Genomic DNA, 16,977 nt, shown 5'->3' with positions numbered 1-16,977 from the left:
TTCTTATCCGCTATTGTAAATAGGATAATCTAAAAAAAGAGCAGCCCCTCTAGCATTTCTTATGCCGGATGGGGTTGCTCTTACCTTCTATAAGAAGCGGAACTGCGCTTCGATTAAACCGTTATAAATGCCATCTCTCGCGGTAAGCTCGGCATGATTACCTTCTTCCTTGATCTCCCCGTGATCCAGCACGATAATTTTATCGGCGTGGCGGATCGTTGACAGACGGTGGGCCACGATAAAGGAGGTGCGGCCCTGCAGCAGAATCTTCAGCGCTTCCTGAATTTTGATCTCCGTCTCGGTATCAATACTCGCCGTAGCTTCATCCAGGATCAGAATACGCGGATCGGCCAGGAGTGCCCGGGCAAAGGAAAGCAGCTGACGCTGGCCCATGGACAGCGCACTCCCCCGCTCCTCCACCTCAGTTTCGTACCCACCGGGCAGTTTCATGATGAAGTCATGGGCATCCACTGCCTTGGCGACCTCTTCAACCTCCTTGTCGGTGGCATCCAGCCGCCCGAAACGGATGTTGTCGCGGATCGTTCCAGAGAAGATAAACGTATCCTGCAGCACGATACCGATCTGCTCCCGGAGACTCTGCAGGGTAACCTCACGGACATCCTTGCCGTCGATAGTAATATCGCCGCTCTTAATGTCATAGAACCGGCCGATCAGGTTAATGATCGTACTTTTACCGGAGCCCGTGTGGCCCACAAGCGCAATCGACTGGCCGGCCTTGACGTCCAGATCAATACCCTTCAGTGCCGCACGGCCCTTTTCATATTCGAAGATGACCTTGTTAAAGCGGATATCCCCTTGAATCTTCGGCAGCGGTGTTGCACCCGGTTTATCCTGAACCGAAGGCTGCTCATCCAGATACTCAAAGATCCGTTCTGAAGATGCCATAGCTACAAGCAGCTGATTGTACATCTGGCCCAAGCGGTTGATCGGGTCCCAGAAGTTGCTCACATACGTACTGAATGCCACCAGGTAACCGACGGTCAGCTCTCCGGATTGGATCAGGTATGCCCCCAACCAGAACAGGATCATGGTGCCGAACCCGCCTGTTATTTCAATAATCGGGCCAAAGGCCTGGTTCATCGCTGAAGCCTTGTTCCACGATTTCCGGCTGTCCATGTTCATGGCGTCAAAGTAATGCATATTTTCCTGTTCCTGTGTGTAGGCCTGAGTGACCCGGATACCTTGAATCGACTCATTCAAATGTGAATTGATCCGCGAGTTCTTCATCCGCACATCCTGCCAGGCAATCCGGATCTTCTGCCGCAGCTTGGTTGAAACCAGGAACATAACCGGCACCGTAACCATCACGGCAAGCCCCAGTTTCCAGTTAATCAGCAGCAGAATCACGGTAATGCCGACCAGCTGCACACAGTCGATCATTAAATTGACGACCCCGTTGGTGAACAGATCCTGCAAAGAGTTAATATCATTCGTTACCCGTACCAGTACCGAGCCGGCCGGACGTTTATCGAAAAAGTTAAAAGATAGCTTCTGAATATGCCGGAACAGGTCCGAGCGCAAATCATAAATCACTCGTTGGCCTATTACATTAGTATATTTGATCCGGTACACCCCTGCGATCCACTGGATCAGGTACAGTACAATTACACTTACCGTAAGTGTGTACAATAACGTTAAGCTGGGGTTCCCCTCTTTCGGGGCAATTGCCTTGTCAATAGCCATACTGGTCAGAAAAGGGACCGTGAGCTTCGTGACTGTGCCCAGAATCATCAGAGCGGAGACGAGCGGAAGCATCTGCTTCGCGTAAGGCTTCATATATCCGAACAACCTCGTGAACTGCTTCCAGTCAAAGGATTTGTCGATCTGATCATCATCCTTGTATACAAAACGTTCCTCAAGCGTCTGTTCCTCGGTTTTATTGTGCTTTGCACTAGCCGCTGTGGCTTGTTTGGCTTCAAGCTTCATGCTGAATCCCCTCCCCTCTCACCGAATTCCGGGCCAGATAATCGGCGTATTGAATCCGGTACACATCCTGATACGGGCCGGGAACTTCAATCAGCTCCGCATGCGTTCCCTTTTGAACCATCCGTCCTTCATCCATCACGATGATCTGGTCGGCATGACGCAGAGAGGAAATCCGGTGGGCAATGATCAGCGTGGTCCGTCCGCGCATAACCTCCTGGAAGCCGGTCTGGATCTCATGTTCCGTCTCCATATCCACGGCGCTCGTGGCATCATCCAGTATGAGGATACGCGGATTCTTAAGCAGGGCACGGGCGATAGCGATCCGCTGCTTCTGTCCGCCCGAAAGTCCCATCCCCCGCTCGCCGACTACCGTGTCATATCCATCAGGCATCTCCATGATGAAATCATGCGCTTTGGCAAGCTGTGCCGCCCGGATGATTTCCTCCATGCTCACATTTTTGAGGCCGTAAGAGATATTATTGCGGATAGAGGACGAGAACAGGAACGTCTCCTGAAACACTGTCGAAATCTGCGAACGCAGGCTGCGAATATTGTATTCCCGGATATCCACGCCATCCAGTGTAATGCTTCCTTTATTTACGTCATAGGCGCGCATCATCAACTGGGTAATCGTCGATTTACCGGAGCCGGTACCGCCGAGGAACCCGATAACCGCACCCGGCTTCGCTTCGAAATGAATGTCCTTTACAGCCGGCATTTTATTCCCGTACGCAAATGTAACATGGTCGAAAATGACCTCGCCCCGTACCTCGGAGGATACAAGCTCGCGGGCATTCTCCTTATCCTTTACATCAATCTGCTGGTTAAGGACTTCAAGTACACGTTCTCCCGAAGCTTTGGATTGCGTATAGTTGTTGATATGGAAGCCAAGACCCCAGACCGGACCGATAATATACCAGATCAGACTGAAGAAGGCGACCAGTTCACCCAGTGACATGCGGCCCTTGATGACCAGCGTTCCGCCGACACCGAGCAGAATGGCTATACTGACGGAGGCCAGAAGCTCCATGACCGGAAAAAATTTGCTCCACAGCTCAGCGGCAAAAATCTGGTTATCCTTATAACGTTCATTACGGTGCGAAAATTTCTCAACTTCATAAGCCTCTCTGGCAAATGATTTGACCGTCCGTACACCTGTAATATTCTCCTGAACAGCCGTGGTCAGAGAGCTGAGGGCAAGCCGCATCTCCTGAAAGGCCGGATGAATTTTCGATTCGAATCTGAGTGCTACTGCAGCCAGAAAAGGCATAGTGATCAGTGTGACGAGCGTAAGCTGCCAATTGATCGTGAACATCATAATAGACCCAAACAGCACCATAAAAAATACATTCAGCAATTGGGCGAAGCCGAAGCCGATGAAATTCCGGATCGCTTCAAGGTCCCCGGTCAGCCGGGACATCAGGTCGCCAGTCTTTGCCGTATCATAGTAGCGGAAAGACAGAAATTGCAGTTTCTCATAGCAGGCATTGCGCAGCCGGTAAGCCAGAAAATTACCCAGCCGTCCTCCAAAAAAACCATGCGCAAACTGCAGGCAAGCTTTGACGATTACCACGGCCAGTACAGATAGAGCGAGTACGGGCACCTCAGTAAACTTCAGGGGAACAATCACATCATCAATTAACCTTCGTAGCAAATTCGGGGTAATAAGCCCCACTGCAGTTGCGGCAGCCAAGCATAAAATCGACAGAATCAGATAGTGCAGCTTCTCCCGATAAAAGCCCCGCAGTTGCCTGAGAACATCCATATCTCTCCTCCTTAAAGCTTTACGAAGTAAAGCTTACTTCGTAAGCATGAACTTGGCTTTACGAAGTAAAACTCACTTCGTAAGCATGAACTTGACCCTACTTGGCGGCGCCTGCCCCGTAAGATACATTTGGCTTGCGATGCAAATCTCACATCGCAAGCCAGCTTTTTTAGCGCTTCCATTTTAGGGACTTTAAGCAGTTTATCACCCATATTTTAATGCGGCAAAGGGTAGAATACGCCGTTTTCCACGTTTTTCCCGAATAAAGATGGCTTATATGATAATAAAACGATACCTATAGCTTTAATTGCTTCCATTTCCTCGCAAATACTGTTCAATTAAGCAAACACAAGATTCAGGGTGTATATTTATGCATATTTCATCCATTTCCGTGAAGCTTGTTACAACAAAAAAAACGCAACAGCCAAAACATGGGGTTCATGTTCCAGCGGTAGCGTTTTTGGATTGCATTTTGTTGTTTCCTCTGCTGCTGTACAGCTCTTAGTTCTTTGCAGGCCGGTAGCAGACTACTGCCACACCGGAGGAGAACCGCTTAGTCTGCACCAGCTCAAAACCCTGCTTCTCCAGCCCATCTCCAAAGAGACGTTTGCCCTTGCCCAGCACCACCGGAAACACCATTAACCGGTACTCATCCACGAGACCCAGCGAGATCAGGGACTGTACAAGCGTGCAGCTGCCAAACACGAGAATGTCTCTGCCGGGCTGCTCCTTCAGCTTCGTGATTTCTTCCACCAGATTATTCTTGATCACAGATGAATTGTTCCACCCGGCTTCTGTCAGGGTTGTGGAGACTACATGTTTGGCATAACCATTCATCATCTCGCCGTACTCCCCGGTCTGCTCCAGCATATTAGGCCAGGCAGCCGCAAAGCCTTCATAGGTTACGCGCCCCAGCAGCAGCGCATCGGCAGCTTTTAACTCCGCAAATTTAAACTGATCCTGCTCATCCGAGCTGTATTGAAAGGTCCACTGCGGGTCCTCCATTACACCGTCAACAGTTAAAAATTCAGACACGATCAAGTTTCTCATGTGGGCCTCCTAAATACGTAGTGGGCAAAAGCAAAATATGTGCCCGGCAGGCCTGAAAGATGAGAACATCAGGGCTGCTGCGGACACACATTATGGTGACAACTATAAATATTAATTTAAATTGTAGGAAGGTGGAAACCCTGAGTACAGCAAGGTTATCCGATACTTCCTTCCATCTCGAACTTAATGAGACGGTTCATTTCGACCGCATATTCCATCGGCAGTTCTTTGGTGAACGGCTCGATGAAGCCCATGACGATCATCTGTGTGGCTTCGGCTTCTGTGAGACCGCGGCTCATCAGATAGAACAGCTGCTCCTCGGAAACCTTGGATACCGTCGCTTCATGCTCCAGCACGATATTATCGTTCATGATCTCATTATATGGAATCGTGTCCGAAGTGGACTGGTTATCCAGAATGAGCGTATCACATTTGATATTCGATTTCGCACCGTCCGCCTGACGGCCGAAGGAAGCGAGTCCGCGGTAAGTAACCTTGCCGCCGTGCTTGCTGATCGATTTGGATACGATCGTCGAAGTCGTGTCCGGTGCCAAGTGGATCATCTTGGCGCCTGCATCCTGGTGCTGTCCTTTGCCTGCAACTGCAATCGACAATACTGAACCTTTGGCTCCGCGGCCTTTCAACACAACCGCAGGATATTTCATCGTCAGCTTGGAACCAATATTGCCGTCCACCCATTCCATGGTGGCATTCTCTTCGGCAACCGCACGTTTGGTTACGAGATTGTAGATATTTGGTGCCCAGTTCTGAATAGTAGTATACCGAACACGGGAGTTCTTCATACACAGAATTTCAACAACGGCACTATGCAGGGAATTGGTGCTGTAGATTGGTGCGGTACAGCCTTCTACGTAATGCACGAAGCTGTCCTCATCCGCGAGGATCAGCGTACGCTCGAACTGACCCATATTCTCGGAGTTGATACGGAAGTAAGCCTGCAGAGGCACTTCGCATTTCACACCCTTCGGAACATAGATAAAGCTGCCCCCCGACCACACGGCACTGTTCAGTGCAGCAAACTTATTGTCTGTCGGCGGAATGATCGTGCCGAAGAATTTCTTTAACAGCTCGGGATGCTCACGCAGCGCAGTATCGGTATCGGTGAAGATAACCCCTTGGTCTTCAAGGCTCTTCTGCATGCTGTGATAAACAACCTCAGATTCATATTGTGCCGATACACCGGCAAGGAACTTCTGCTCCGCTTCCGGAATACCCAGCTTATCGAAGGTTTCTTTAATCTCGGAAGGAACTTCCTCCCAAGTTTTTCCTTGCTTCTCGGAAGGTCTTACATAGTACTGAATGTCTTCGAAATCCAGATCATCCATGTTGCCGCCCCACTGAGGCATCGGCATCTTGCGGAATTGCTCCAGAGCTTTCAGGCGGAAGTTCAACATCCATTCCGGCTCGTTTTTGATTGCGGAGATTTCCTTCACAATTTCGGCCGTAAGTCCTTTACCAGACTGAAATATCGACTTGTGCTCATCACGGAACCCGTACTGGTATTCCTCCATATCAGGCGCTTTCTTAGCCATGGTGTCAGCCTCCTTGTTATCTAATGTTGTTGGTGTTCTTCTTCCACGTCTATTCCTTTGCGAAGCGCGTTCCATGCCAGTGTGGCACATTTGATCCGCGCCGGAAATTTATTAACACCGGAAAGGGCTTCTATATCTTCATAGTCTCCGAAATCTACTGTCTCACCCTTCATCAGGGAGGAGAACTTGTCAGCAAGCTCAAGCGCATGCTCTATAGTCTGTCCCTTGACGGCTTCCGTCATCATGGAAGCCGACGACATGCTGATCGAACAGCCTTCGCCGCTATACCGGGCATCTTTGACGATGCCGTCCTCTACCTTAAGCTGCAGCGTAATGCGGTCGCCACAGGTCGGGTTGTTCAGCTCAATCTTCACAGCGTCGTCTGCAAATGAACCACGGTTCCGGGGATTTTTATAATGATCCATAATTACGCGTCTATACAAGTCATCCAAGTTCATAGGCGAAATACTCCTTTGCCTTGATTAAAGCTTGGACCAGCGCATCTACATCCTGTTCCGTATTGTAGAGGTAGAAGCTGGCCCGTGCCGTTGAGCTTACCTCAAGCCAGCGCATCAGCGGTTGGCAGCAATGATGGCCGGCGCGGACGGCAATACCTTCCGCATCCAGCACCGTCGCCACATCATGCGGATGCACATCACCCAGATTGAATGTGACTACACCCACCTGACGATTACGCGGGCCATACAGTGTCAAGCCGTTAACCTCTGCAAGACGCTGCTCCGCGTAAGCGGCAAGCTGGATTTCATGACGGTGAATTTCATCCAGTCCGATCTCCTGCAGGAAATCAATTGCTGCTCCCAATCCGACGGCACCGGCGATAATCGGTGTCCCGCCTTCGAACTTCCAAGGCAGCTCTTTCCAAGTGGATTCATAAAGACCGACGTCATCGATCATCTCGCCGCCGAACTCAACCGGCTCCATAGCTTCCAGCAATGCCTTCTTACCGTACAAAGCACCGATGCCGGTCGGGGCCAGCATCTTGTGACCGGAGAACGCATAGAAATCGCAATCCAGCTCCTGGACATCGACCTTCATATGCGGCGTGCTCTGTGCTCCGTCCACCACGATAACTGCACCCTTGCGGTGAGCAATGGCTGCAAGCTCTTTAACCGGATGGGTAACCCCCATAACATTGGATACATACGCGATGGCTACGATTTTGGTCTTGTCCGTAATCGTATTCTCGGCATCCTCCAGGGTGATCGTTCCATCCTTCTGCAGCGGTAGAAATTTCAGGGTCGCCCCAGTCTTCTTGGCCAACTGCTGCCATGGAATAAAGTTGCTGTGATGCTCCATCTGCGTGATGACAATTTCGTCGCCTTCACTAAGAACAGCAGGGCCATAAGATGAAGCCACTATATTTAACGCTGTCGTTGTGCCGCGGGTAAAGATAATCTCCTTCGTGCTGCGGGCATGAATGAACTTCGCAACCTTCTCACGGGCTCCCTCATAAGCATCCGTAGCCCGGCTGCCCAGAGTATGCACACCGCGGTGGACGTTGGCGTTATCCCATTCATAATAGGATTTCACCGCTTCGATGACTTGGCGCGGTTTCTGTGAAGTTGCCGCACTGTCCAGATAAACCAGCGGATGGCCGTTAATCTTTTGATTCAGGATGGGAAATTGCTCCCGGATGTTACTGTTAATCATTGGCCTAACTTCCTTTCCACAAGAGATTGGAGCTGATTGCGCAGTCCCTCCAGTGGAATTTGCGACACTACAGGTGCCAGGAAGCCGTATATGATCAGTGTTTCTGCATCGTGCCGTGTAATTCCGCGGGACATCAGGTAAAACACTTGCTCGTAATTGACCCGTCCTACGGAAGCGGCATGGCCGGCTGTTACATCATCTTCATCTATAAGAAGGATCGGGTTGGCGTCGCCGCGTGCCTTCGGGCTCAGCATCAGAACTTTCTCGGTCTGCTGTCCATCAGCTCTTGTCGCGCCTTTTTCGATCTTCGTAATTCCGTTAATAATAGAAGTCGCAGAATCCCGCATAACAGCACGGGTAATCATGTCACTCGGCGTATTCTTGCCGAAGTGCTGCGCCTGCGTCGTATAGTTCAGCTTCTGCGAACCCGATCCTACTGCGATCACTTTGGCATCGGAGCTTGAACCATTGCCTTTCAGCACCGACTTCGTGTCACTCGCTGTATCGCCGTAGTTCATTTCGCCGACAATCCACTCAATAGTTCCATCGTTCTCAACCACTGCACGGCGGTAGGTCACATCTGTAGTGTCTACGCCAAGCTGATGTACCGACGCAAAGCGCACTTTGGCGCCTGCACCTACAAATACTTCAACCGCACCGTTATGCAGTCCGGCTTCCGTTTTGTCGGATACATAGTTGTCTACATAAGTTACTGAGCTGTTCGATTCGGCAACCACCAGAATATGCGGAACGAAAGCAGCTTCTGCGTCGTCCGTCAGCAGCACCGCTTGCAGCGGAGTGTCGATAATCACATTCTTTGGAACATAGAGGAATACTCCCCCGTTCCACAGGGCGGCATGAAGTGCAGCAATGGAATGCTCGTCTGGCAGCACAGCCTTATGCAGATAACGCTGCACAAGATCTCCATGCTCCTTGACTGCTGTCTGCAAATCGGTAAAAATCACGCCTTGCGCAGCAAGCTCAGGAGCCAGCCGTGTATAGACAGCGCCTGAATTGCGTTGAATAATCAGACTGCCTTCCTCCTGACCCTGAATCAGGGCCGTTATGGAAGCAGGTGCTTCACTAAGTGCTGTAAAAGGCTGGCTTGCTTTGTAGGTCCCATAGTTGTTTACGTTCCAGCGTTCTATCCGTGTCTTTTCCAGTTTCGGCAGCTCCAAGCTTGCTGCCAGTTCCAGCGCCTTTAACCGGCTGTCCTTCAGCCAGCTTGGCTCGCCGCTGCTCTGCGATAATTCGCTGAGACGTCCGGCATCCACCGGAAGAATGGTTTGCGTCGTCATAAGTGGTTTCCTCCTTCCTGGCGTCTCTTTAAGCTTCCTGTCCTACAGTTTCATCTTCAATGCCGAGTTCTTCTTTAACCCATTCATAACCTTCTGCTTCCAGACGCTGCGCGAGTTCAGGTCCGCCGGATTTCACAATGCGGCCCTGCATCATAACATGCACGTAATCAGGCGTGATGTAGTTAAGCAGACGCTGGTAGTGGGTAATAACCAGGAAACCGCGTTCCGGGCTGCGCATCGAGTTTACACCTTCAGCGACAATTTTGAGTGCATCAATATCAAGGCCGGAGTCAATTTCGTCAAGAATGACGATCTTCGGATCCAGCATCATCATTTGGAGAATTTCGTTGCGTTTCTTCTCGCCGCCCGAGAAGCCTTCGTTCAGATAACGGTGCAGGAATTCCGGATTCATATCCAGTTCCTTCATCTTAGCTTCCATCTGACGGATGAAACGGATGAGGGAGATTTCACTGCCTTCTTCACGGCGCGAATTGATCGCGCTGCGCAGAAAGTCGGAGTTGGTTACTCCGCTGATCTCGCTTGGATATTGCATGGCCAGGAACAAACCGGCGCGTGCGCGTTCATCTACTGCCATCTCCAGCAGGTCTTCACCTTCCAGCACAGCTGTGCCTTCAGTTACTACATACTTTGGATGACCCATGAGTGCCGAAGCCAGTGTACTTTTACCTGTACCGTTCGGACCCATAATAGCGTGAATTTCGCCGCCCTTCATCTGAAGATTGATACCCTTCAGAATTTCTTTTCCTTCGATTGTCGCTTTTAGTCCTTCAATGACAAAATCTGCTGCCATAATAATTATTCCCTCCACTCATCAATTTGCAAAATCAGAAAGCTGTATTGAAACAGGGGGTCCCTGTTTGCCAGCACAATTAGATTTTATATCACATTATAATTATTATAAAGTGAATCACAGTGATTATCAATGATTCTCACTAATTTTATTACAAAGAAGGTTTTTTTACAAATATCTATTTTCAATTTTCATACCCGTCATCCACGTTTAGCGCTTTTCTCAGCCTGTTGCTGTCCAAGGGCAGAGATGATTTCCTCTTTCCTGATCCGGAACTCTTCGTCGCCCAGAACCGGGCGCAAGTTGCCGGCTTCAGGCGGGGACTCCAGTTCAATCCAGGAGCGGCAGCCTGAATACTCCGGCCGCACTTGAATAATGGCGGGAGCCTCAGGAACGTATACACGAAGCAGCAGGATATGAAGCGGTTCCTTCGCTTTCCAGCGCAATCTTTCGGACGCAAGTCCTTCGCTCCAGATGTGATAGGGGTACAGGCATTCCAGCTGATTCAAATCATGAACCTCCAAATCAGCAACCGCTTCAGCGTATGCATTCAATGAAACCACAGCGGAGTCAGCGCTGCCTGCTTCCAGTGTCTGGGAGACGAGCGGGCGGTATGGCTCCTTCAGCAGTTCGGCACGCTGGTGTTCATAAGTGGGATAGAGATAGAACGAAGGGCTTTTAAGTTCAAAACGCCGTGTTTCTTCCTCTATCCCCCCTTTGCGCATCAGCATAATCATCCGTCCTTCTGTCAGCGTTTGGATCGCTGAGGCCCATTCTTTTAAAGCTACGGGGTTAGCGTTCAAGGTCAATCACTCCTTCCACTTATCCTGTTCAAAATCATCATCTTCACTATAAATTATATCCCTTGCCGCAGGAGTCTACAAATTCCGCAGCCTGCCAACGCTCATGCCACAGTAACACAAAAACAAAGCCTCCGCACAGGAGGCTTTGCAGAATTTCAAATGTAATTTCGGGTCAGGCTGGAATCAGCCCAGGAACGAGCGCAGCATCCATTGCTGCTTCTCCAGATCAGAGCGGATCTTGATGAACAAATCGGCTGTCGGCTGATCGCTGGCGTTCTCTGCAAGCTCAATGCCTTCCATTAGTTCTTCGGATACCGTAGCAAAATCTTCAATGAGGGATTGGACCATGCCCCGGGCATCTTCTTTGCCCGTTGCTTCCTGAATGGTGGCAATCTCCAGATATTCTTTCATTGTAGCTGCAGGGCTGCCTTTGATACTCAGCAGGCGTTCAGCAACTTCGTCCATTTTCAGCGTAATATCATCATAAAGCTCTTCAAATTTCACATGCAGGGCGAAAAATTGTTCGCCTTTGACATACCAGTGAAAGTTATGAACTTTAACGTACAATACATTCAGGTTCGCAACTTGACGGTTGAGGACTTGTTCCAATGATGCAGTGTTTACTTTGTTAGATGCTTTAGCCATGATATGATCCCATCCTTATCCATAATTTAGCCGGCTGCTTGTCCAAGGTCCGGCCTTGCAATTGTCTATACTTACTTTACCCTTCCAGCGGTTAGCCGAAACAAAATGGAAGCCATACCCACAGTGAAATCGAGCTCTCTCCGAGGGCTAAACCAACTCCTTATCCGTAGGATGACCAAGATTGTCCGCCTTATGCCCTTTAACTGCCCGCATAAGTGGAAACGGCTTCGCCGTCCTCAAAAGGACGGTATCCGTTTCAGCGAGAAATAGAAGGATAATTTATAGCGTAAAGCATATAAATGCTTATATTTCAACAAAAGGGCCCCCAGAGGGCCCCGTGCAACACGCCAAATCATTACGTTCAATACCGCTCAGAGCATGCGGAGCAATGCCTCGCTGCCTGCCATCCCCGGCACAATCCCAAGATTTTCCGCTTCTATAGTAACAGACTCCAGCGGAGCTGCCAGGAGCTGCGCCAATGTGCGTACGCCAACGGCCCGTGCGGCAATAATCTGCCGGTCACTGAGCATCTTATTCAGCAGTCCCACATCCAGCGCTCCGCACATAATATACCCTCGGCTTGTGCTGATGGTGAGCAGCGTTGTTTTGGGAAGTTTCACCTCGACTCCAACTAAGGTGTGATCTCCGACCTGAATAGGTTCTATGGTAACCAATAGCAGCGCCTCCTTTTTTCGTCATCCACGCTCTATGTGTATGCGGAGCCCTTTTACTGTGTGTAGACGATGGTCCTATTTCCTAATAAAATACAGAGACTTTAAGCCTTATTTCCAAGCAAAGAAGTATATGATTATTGTTTATTTAATGTTATAGTTTATTTACTTTAGGAATCGATTTAGTAAAAAGCTGGGGGATTTATGGACAAGAAACTACAACACACGGACGGAAATTATTTATTTAACGTCGACATCCTGATTAATGCCCGTACCAACCCGCTTGCACTGCAATATTTACTTGAAATGTTGAACAACAGCGACAAAATCACAGATTTCAACATTAACTCAGGTCTTGAGCTGGGAAGAACCATTGACAACCTTCTACGTTCTGCGAAGATAGCTCTGCAACAAGAGTCAGCCCCTCCAGTTCCATTTAAATTGCCAGTGAAGCCGGCGGACAAACAACCGGAAAAGCCCGCAGAGGATAAGCCCTCAGTGGAAAGCCGTGCGGATGCTTATGGAAAGATCAGACAGTACATTCAGAACAATCAACTGGTCCGTATCCGGACGAACCGTCATGGCAAGCAGATGTCCATGCCCTGCCGTATTCTAAATTTTGATGAAGCGGCCAACTCGATAAGCATCTACCATGTTGATGAGAAACAGGTCTATACCTTTAACCTCAATGAAATTGACGAATTTCATTAGCACGAACCTGTGCAGCACAAACAAGCACCCTACCGGAATGGCATTCCGTGAAAGGTGCTTGTTTTATTTGCTTATGCCTTCCGGTTGACTTCAGTCAGTTCTTGCGGGAAAGGGCTTCCCAAGCCAGACATATCCAGCCGGCAATAAAACAAACGCCGCCGAGCGGGGTAACCGCTCCAAGGATTTTGATCCCGGTAATACTCAGTACGTACAAGCTGCCGGAGAAGAGAACAATTCCTGCGATCAGCAGCCTGCCGCTCCAGCGCAGGCGGACACTCTCTCCCCATTGTCCTGCAATAATCGCGACCAATATCAGTCCCAGTGCATGAATCATATGATAATGCACACCGGTTTCATACACCTTCATGTAATCCTCGCTGATCGAAGCCTTCAGCATATGCGCTCCGAATGCGCCGATCCCCACTGCCAGCATAGCCAGCAAAGCTCCCCAGGCGATCAATCTCCGTTGCATAATCAGAATACAACTCCTTATTATTGGACTTCCCCTATCTTACCTTACCGGCAGAGGTCAATTCCAGCGGAGTTCAAGGATTTTTTCAATGTGGGACTTGCATTTGAAGCGTTCTTATGAAAAAGTGGATAGTATCAAGAACCCATTCTTTTACAAGGAGCGCACTTTTATTATGGACTATAATTCTCCACCAAAATCCGACTCACAGGAAGCCCGGCAGGACAGCCTATTTCCAGGACAAAATGATCTGTCAAAACCTGAAGTGCCTTACACCTACCAAACGAATAAACGTGATTTCAAACATTCCGGCCCGGGTATCGCCTCTTTTGTGATCGCGCTGGTCACGTTTATCGGTTATGCAATTACTTTTGTGGTGGTAGGGAAGCAGGCTTCTTCCATTCTTAGTGAAAGCAACAGCGGCATCAATGAGTCTGCAGGAACCTTCATGTTTCTGGGATTGACCGTTTTGATACTTGCAGCTGTTAATGTAATCGGAGCAGTTGTCGGAATTATCGGGCTGACTCTCCGCAACCGCCGCAAAGTGTTCGCCGTTATCGGCACCATTATCAATGCTATCATCCTTCTGTTGTTCATGCTGCTCATTTCTACCATTCTGGTCAATGCCGGCTCCTACTGATTATCCCGCTATTTACTTCCATTAATGGAAAAGAGCCGCTCCCGTCGTTCGTGGAGTGGCTCTTCTTCTAATACTGCAACTCAAGCTGAAATACAATACAGGTAATTCAGCCTTCCGCCTGCTAGCGGCTTACGATGGAATCCAGCGACGCGTAGACATGTGGCCCGAAGCCTTCCGAGGCCTCTCTCTGTGGAATATTGAGTTCGATCATGTAGCCCTGTCCGTCAATTTCCTTGACGATCGTTTGCCGGGTCAGGCCGGAACCTGTTGCGGTCAAATATAACTGCAGGTCAGACATTCTGAGATCACGCTCTTCCTTGCTGAGTGCTGTCACCTTGCCAGTAGCAGACAATTTCTTACGGCCTTCCTGCTCCAAAAGATCGAGATTAAAATCAGAAGGCAATTTTTTAATTTCGGCGTAATAATCAGGATCCACCTTCATAGATAACCGGTTGCTTGCCGCATCAAAGGTAAAGATATCAAATACATAAAGCGAATAACCTTCTCCGTCCGCAAGCGCGGCACTCTTCTCTTCCGCCATACCTTCCAGCGTAAGCTTCATGGTTCGGGTCTCCGGCAGTTTGGTCACCGGGGCTGCCCCTTCTTCCGCCTTGGACAGCTTAGAAAGAATCCGTTGGACAACGGAAGGATCACCCTCCACCGGCTTTTCTACATATTCAAAAACTACAGGGTCCTCCATCTCAAGACCTTCAAGCACACTCTCGGTGCCAGCAGCCAGTTCAAAAGCGGTAGGGCCTTCTTCCGTTTCTATTTCAATCGAATGACTGTCAATTTGACCGACATAGCTGCCGGTTCCTTGGATGACCTGTGCTTCAGCAGTAGCGGTAGGACTAGGTGCAGGCGCTGCTGTGTTTGCCACAGGTGAAGGAGAAACCGTTGCCGAAGGCTCACCCGGAGCCTCAGCAGGAGTGTTACCTCCGCAACCGGTTAATGTCAGCATCAATACAGCGACTGCCGCAATAGCCGGTAATGAACGTTGTGATTTCATGTTGACTGCCTCCTCATAGACGTGCGGTATGGTCAATATCTGCTTGTTACCCTTATTAACGTTTAACCCATAGCCGGGGTTGCATAAACTTTGTCGAAATTGATGGGGAGCGCACTAGAAGTGTATGAGGCGGCATTTCTTCAACTCATCATCCCGTACCCGGACTGCTTTTTTCATTGCGCACAGTAGGCGATTTTCCCATTGACCACAGTCATCCGTACTTTCACCTGCAGCAGTTCCTCGGGATCGCTCAACACGTCACGGTCAATTACCGTAAAATCCCCCTGCAAGCCCGGTGCGATACGTCCGCGTTCCCGCTCTTCTCCCGCGGCAGCCGCACTGCCCGTTGTGAACAGACCTATCGCCTCCGGGATGCTCAGCTTCTCACCCGGCAAGTAGCCCTCATGGGATTCTCCCGGCTTGCGGCGGGTAACGGCAGCGTGCAGGCCAAGAAATGGATTCAGCGGCTCAATCGGCGCGTCACTGCCACCGGCACAGGTAATTCCGGCCTTCATCAGCTTATTCCAGGCATATAGATGCCCTGTTCTTGCCGGGCCTACCCGTTCCAGCACCCAGGGAAAGTCACTGGCCACAAAACGCGGCTGGATATCGGCAATGAGCCGAAGTCCGCGCATTTGCTCCACCAGCGCGCCATTCAGCACCTGGGCATGTATGAAGCGGTCCGGCAGGACGGCTTCCGGAGACAGCCGGTGATGGTCCATCGCAGCCAGCGTCATCCGGGCTGCCGCATCTCCGATCGCATGCACAGCAACCGGAAATGACAGCCGTCTCGCCGCGCCGACAATTTCATTCAGCTTCTCCTGTGTATGGATCGCGATGCCGGATGTATCCGGGGCATCGCTGTAAGGCTGCTCCAACAGTGCGGTCCGTCCGCCGATGGCACCGTCGGCGAACAGCTTGACCGCACCAAGCCGCAGCCACTCGTCACCGCTGCCTGCCTGCAGCCGCAGCTCCTCCACCTCCTGCAGATAGCCATAATACAGCAGCTGGTGTGTGCGGAAGAACAGGCCTTCTTCGCGCAGCTCACGGTGAATCTGCAGCATCGTCTCCACACTGTCCAGCAGCCTCAGATCCTCTGTATGCACGGCTGTAAGCCCCAGGGAGAGCGCGTCGGCAATTCCCCGGCGGACCGCATTCTTCTTGGCGGTATAATCGGGCACCGGCTGCACGGCATTAAACGGCTGTGAGGCATCCTCATAAATCCAGCCGTTCAGCTTCCCTTCAGCATCACGGCCGTAGGCTCCGGAAGCGAAGTCTGGAGTGGATTCGGTCACGCCTGCCCGCCTGAAAGCCTCGCTGTTGCCGAGGAAGGCATGAAAGCAAGTACGCGTAAGGAATACGGGATGCTGCTCTGTCAACGCATCCAGCTCGGATATATGCGGCGCTGCGGCAGGCCGGAATTCATTCTCGTTCCAGTTCAGCCCGAGGATCCATTCCCCGGGAGGCGTAATCTCTGCGCGTCTGGCAATTGCATGCAGCATCTCTTCTTTGGAGGTCATACCCGTGAAATCCAGCATATCCAGCTTCATCCCGTGCATGCCCAGATGCACATGCGCATCGGTCAGACCGGGCAGCACATAGGCTCCGTCCCAATCGACAACGTTATATTCTCTGCCGCTAAGCTGCAGGGCCAAGTCCCTGCCCTCTCCAAGGGCAGTCATCCTGCCGTCCTCCACATATACTGCGTTATCGCCAGGTTGGCTGCGAAATGGCAGAACGCCATTTTTAAATAAGGTTGCGGTCATGTACTTCTGCTCCTTTGTTATAACAACTTTTATATTAAAAGCATGTTTCTTTCAATCTATGGGCATGAGCCGGAAGCATGCAGTCTCAAGACGCTTCAGTCTAATGTAGTTCATGAAATCATGTATCACTCTGCTGTCATTAAGAAAGAAATCACCCCGGAGGAGCTC

Annotated in this window: 16 protein-coding genes; 2 read left to right on the top strand and 14 right to left on the bottom strand. The window is 50.3% G+C overall.

Annotated elements, in window-relative coordinates; translation table 11 throughout:
* Positions 1-87: 87 nt before the first annotated feature.
* The 11 genes from NSS79_RS09635 to NSS79_RS09585 all read right to left on the bottom strand — a co-directional run bounded on the left by NSS79_RS09635 (position 88) and on the right by NSS79_RS09585 (position 12,217).
* On the bottom strand, positions 88-1,947 hold the full coding sequence (locus NSS79_RS09635; RefSeq protein WP_342439171.1) for an ABC transporter ATP-binding protein: 1,860 nt from the start codon (positions 1,945-1,947) through the stop codon (positions 88-90).
* Positions 1,937-3,712 (bottom strand): ABC transporter ATP-binding protein, encoded by a 1,776-nt coding sequence (locus NSS79_RS09630; RefSeq protein WP_038588551.1) that lies wholly within the window; start codon positions 3,710-3,712, stop codon positions 1,937-1,939. The genes NSS79_RS09635 and NSS79_RS09630 overlap by 11 nt, the downstream gene beginning before the upstream one ends.
* A 501-nt stretch (positions 3,713-4,213) precedes the next feature.
* On the bottom strand, positions 4,214-4,762 hold the full coding sequence (locus NSS79_RS09625; protein ID WP_038588548.1) for a dihydrofolate reductase family protein: 549 nt from the start codon (positions 4,760-4,762) through the stop codon (positions 4,214-4,216).
* A gap of 155 nt (positions 4,763-4,917) precedes the next feature.
* Entirely contained in the window at positions 4,918-6,315 is a 1,398-nt protein-coding gene (gene sufB / locus NSS79_RS09620) for a Fe-S cluster assembly protein SufB (RefSeq protein ID WP_341091360.1), read from the bottom strand.
* A 20-nt stretch (positions 6,316-6,335) separates the two neighbouring features.
* Positions 6,336-6,773 (bottom strand): Fe-S cluster assembly sulfur transfer protein SufU, encoded by a 438-nt coding sequence (gene sufU / locus NSS79_RS09615; RefSeq protein WP_038588542.1) that lies wholly within the window; start codon positions 6,771-6,773, stop codon positions 6,336-6,338.
* Complete coding sequence (locus NSS79_RS09610) at positions 6,760-7,986, bottom strand: cysteine desulfurase (protein ID WP_342439170.1); 1,227 nt, start codon at positions 7,984-7,986, stop codon at positions 6,760-6,762. Before NSS79_RS09610 ends, sufU begins: the two co-directional genes overlap by 14 nt.
* The gene (sufD, locus tag NSS79_RS09605) at positions 7,983-9,284 is read right to left on the bottom strand and encodes a Fe-S cluster assembly protein SufD (protein ID WP_342439169.1); all 1,302 of its coding nucleotides are present in this window, start codon (positions 9,282-9,284) and stop codon (positions 7,983-7,985) included. The genes NSS79_RS09610 and sufD overlap by 4 nt, the downstream gene beginning before the upstream one ends.
* Before the next feature lie 28 nt (positions 9,285-9,312).
* On the bottom strand, positions 9,313-10,095 hold the full coding sequence (gene sufC / locus NSS79_RS09600; protein ID WP_038588534.1) for a Fe-S cluster assembly ATPase SufC: 783 nt from the start codon (positions 10,093-10,095) through the stop codon (positions 9,313-9,315).
* 200 nt (positions 10,096-10,295) lie between these two features.
* The gene (locus NSS79_RS09595) at positions 10,296-10,898 is read right to left on the bottom strand and encodes a DUF1802 family protein (protein WP_342439168.1); all 603 of its coding nucleotides are present in this window, start codon (positions 10,896-10,898) and stop codon (positions 10,296-10,298) included.
* A gap of 183 nt (positions 10,899-11,081) precedes the next feature.
* Positions 11,082-11,543, bottom strand: a complete 462-nt coding sequence (locus NSS79_RS09590) for a Dps family protein (RefSeq protein WP_342439167.1) — start codon at positions 11,541-11,543, stop codon at positions 11,082-11,084.
* Between the two features lie 371 nt (positions 11,544-11,914).
* The gene (locus tag NSS79_RS09585) at positions 11,915-12,217 is read right to left on the bottom strand and encodes a DUF1805 domain-containing protein (protein WP_076113274.1); all 303 of its coding nucleotides are present in this window, start codon (positions 12,215-12,217) and stop codon (positions 11,915-11,917) included.
* 201 nt (positions 12,218-12,418) lie between these two features.
* Between NSS79_RS09585 and NSS79_RS09580 the strand changes: the two genes are divergently transcribed.
* The gene (locus NSS79_RS09580; protein ID WP_342439166.1) at positions 12,419-12,925 is read left to right on the top strand and encodes a hypothetical protein; all 507 of its coding nucleotides are present in this window, start codon (positions 12,419-12,421) and stop codon (positions 12,923-12,925) included.
* Between the two features lie 94 nt (positions 12,926-13,019).
* On the opposite strand, the gene NSS79_RS09575 is transcribed toward NSS79_RS09580, so the two are convergent.
* Positions 13,020-13,397 carry a DUF423 domain-containing protein gene (locus NSS79_RS09575; RefSeq protein ID WP_342439165.1) on the bottom strand — a complete coding sequence of 126 codons (378 nt, stop codon included), beginning with the start codon at positions 13,395-13,397 and terminating at the stop codon, positions 13,020-13,022.
* 172 nt (positions 13,398-13,569) lie between these two features.
* On the opposite strand from NSS79_RS09575, the gene NSS79_RS09570 reads away from it, so the two are divergent.
* Positions 13,570-14,034, top strand: a complete 465-nt coding sequence (locus tag NSS79_RS09570) for a hypothetical protein (RefSeq protein WP_342439164.1) — start codon at positions 13,570-13,572, stop codon at positions 14,032-14,034.
* A 121-nt stretch (positions 14,035-14,155) separates the two neighbouring features.
* On the opposite strand, the gene NSS79_RS09565 is transcribed toward NSS79_RS09570, so the two are convergent.
* Both NSS79_RS09565 and NSS79_RS09560 read right to left on the bottom strand, forming a co-directional pair.
* Positions 14,156-15,043 carry a hypothetical protein gene (locus tag NSS79_RS09565; protein WP_342439163.1) on the bottom strand — a complete coding sequence of 296 codons (888 nt, stop codon included), beginning with the start codon at positions 15,041-15,043 and terminating at the stop codon, positions 14,156-14,158.
* 173 nt (positions 15,044-15,216) lie between these two features.
* Positions 15,217-16,809, bottom strand: coding sequence for an amidohydrolase (locus NSS79_RS09560; protein WP_342439162.1), 1,593 nt, complete (start codon positions 16,807-16,809; stop codon positions 15,217-15,219).
* Positions 16,810-16,977: the final 168 nt, after the last annotated feature.

This window comes from Paenibacillus sp. FSL L8-0436 (assembly GCF_038593025.1).
Taxonomy (GTDB): Bacteria; Bacillota; Bacilli; order Paenibacillales; family Paenibacillaceae; genus Paenibacillus_AQ.
Note: the sequence above shows the minus strand (reverse complement) of the source record. Positions and strands in the feature narration are given on the sequence as shown.

Bases quoted from the DNA above. Each gene is read 5' to 3' on its own strand.
- NSS79_RS09575 (WP_342439165.1), bottom strand. From the start codon at position 13,397: ATGCAACGGAGATTGATCGCCTGGGGAGCTTTGCTGGCTATGCTGGCA.
- NSS79_RS09610 (WP_342439170.1), bottom strand. From the start codon at position 7,986: ATGATTAACAGTAACATCCGGGAGCAATTTCCCATCCTGAATCAAAAG.
- NSS79_RS09565 (WP_342439163.1), bottom strand. From the start codon at position 15,043: ATGAAATCACAACGTTCATTACCGGCTATTGCGGCAGTCGCTGTATTG.
- sufB (WP_341091360.1), bottom strand. From the start codon at position 6,315: ATGGCTAAGAAAGCGCCTGATATGGAGGAATACCAGTACGGGTTCCGT.
- NSS79_RS09630 (WP_038588551.1), bottom strand. From the start codon at position 3,712: ATGGATGTTCTCAGGCAACTGCGGGGCTTTTATCGGGAGAAGCTGCAC.
- sufD (WP_342439169.1), bottom strand. From the start codon at position 9,284: ATGACGACGCAAACCATTCTTCCGGTGGATGCCGGACGTCTCAGCGAA.
- NSS79_RS09590 (WP_342439167.1), bottom strand. From the start codon at position 11,543: ATGGCTAAAGCATCTAACAAAGTAAACACTGCATCATTGGAACAAGTC.
- NSS79_RS09635 (WP_342439171.1), bottom strand. From the start codon at position 1,947: ATGAAGCTTGAAGCCAAACAAGCCACAGCGGCTAGTGCAAAGCACAAT.
- NSS79_RS09560 (WP_342439162.1), bottom strand. From the start codon at position 16,809: ATGACCGCAACCTTATTTAAAAATGGCGTTCTGCCATTTCGCAGCCAA.
- NSS79_RS09570 (WP_342439164.1), top strand. From the start codon at position 13,570: ATGGACTATAATTCTCCACCAAAATCCGACTCACAGGAAGCCCGGCAG.
- sufC (WP_038588534.1), bottom strand. From the start codon at position 10,095: ATGGCAGCAGATTTTGTCATTGAAGGACTAAAAGCGACAATCGAAGGA.
- sufU (WP_038588542.1), bottom strand. From the start codon at position 6,773: ATGAACTTGGATGACTTGTATAGACGCGTAATTATGGATCATTATAAA.
- NSS79_RS09625 (WP_038588548.1), bottom strand. From the start codon at position 4,762: ATGAGAAACTTGATCGTGTCTGAATTTTTAACTGTTGACGGTGTAATG.
- NSS79_RS09580 (WP_342439166.1), top strand. From the start codon at position 12,419: ATGGACAAGAAACTACAACACACGGACGGAAATTATTTATTTAACGTC.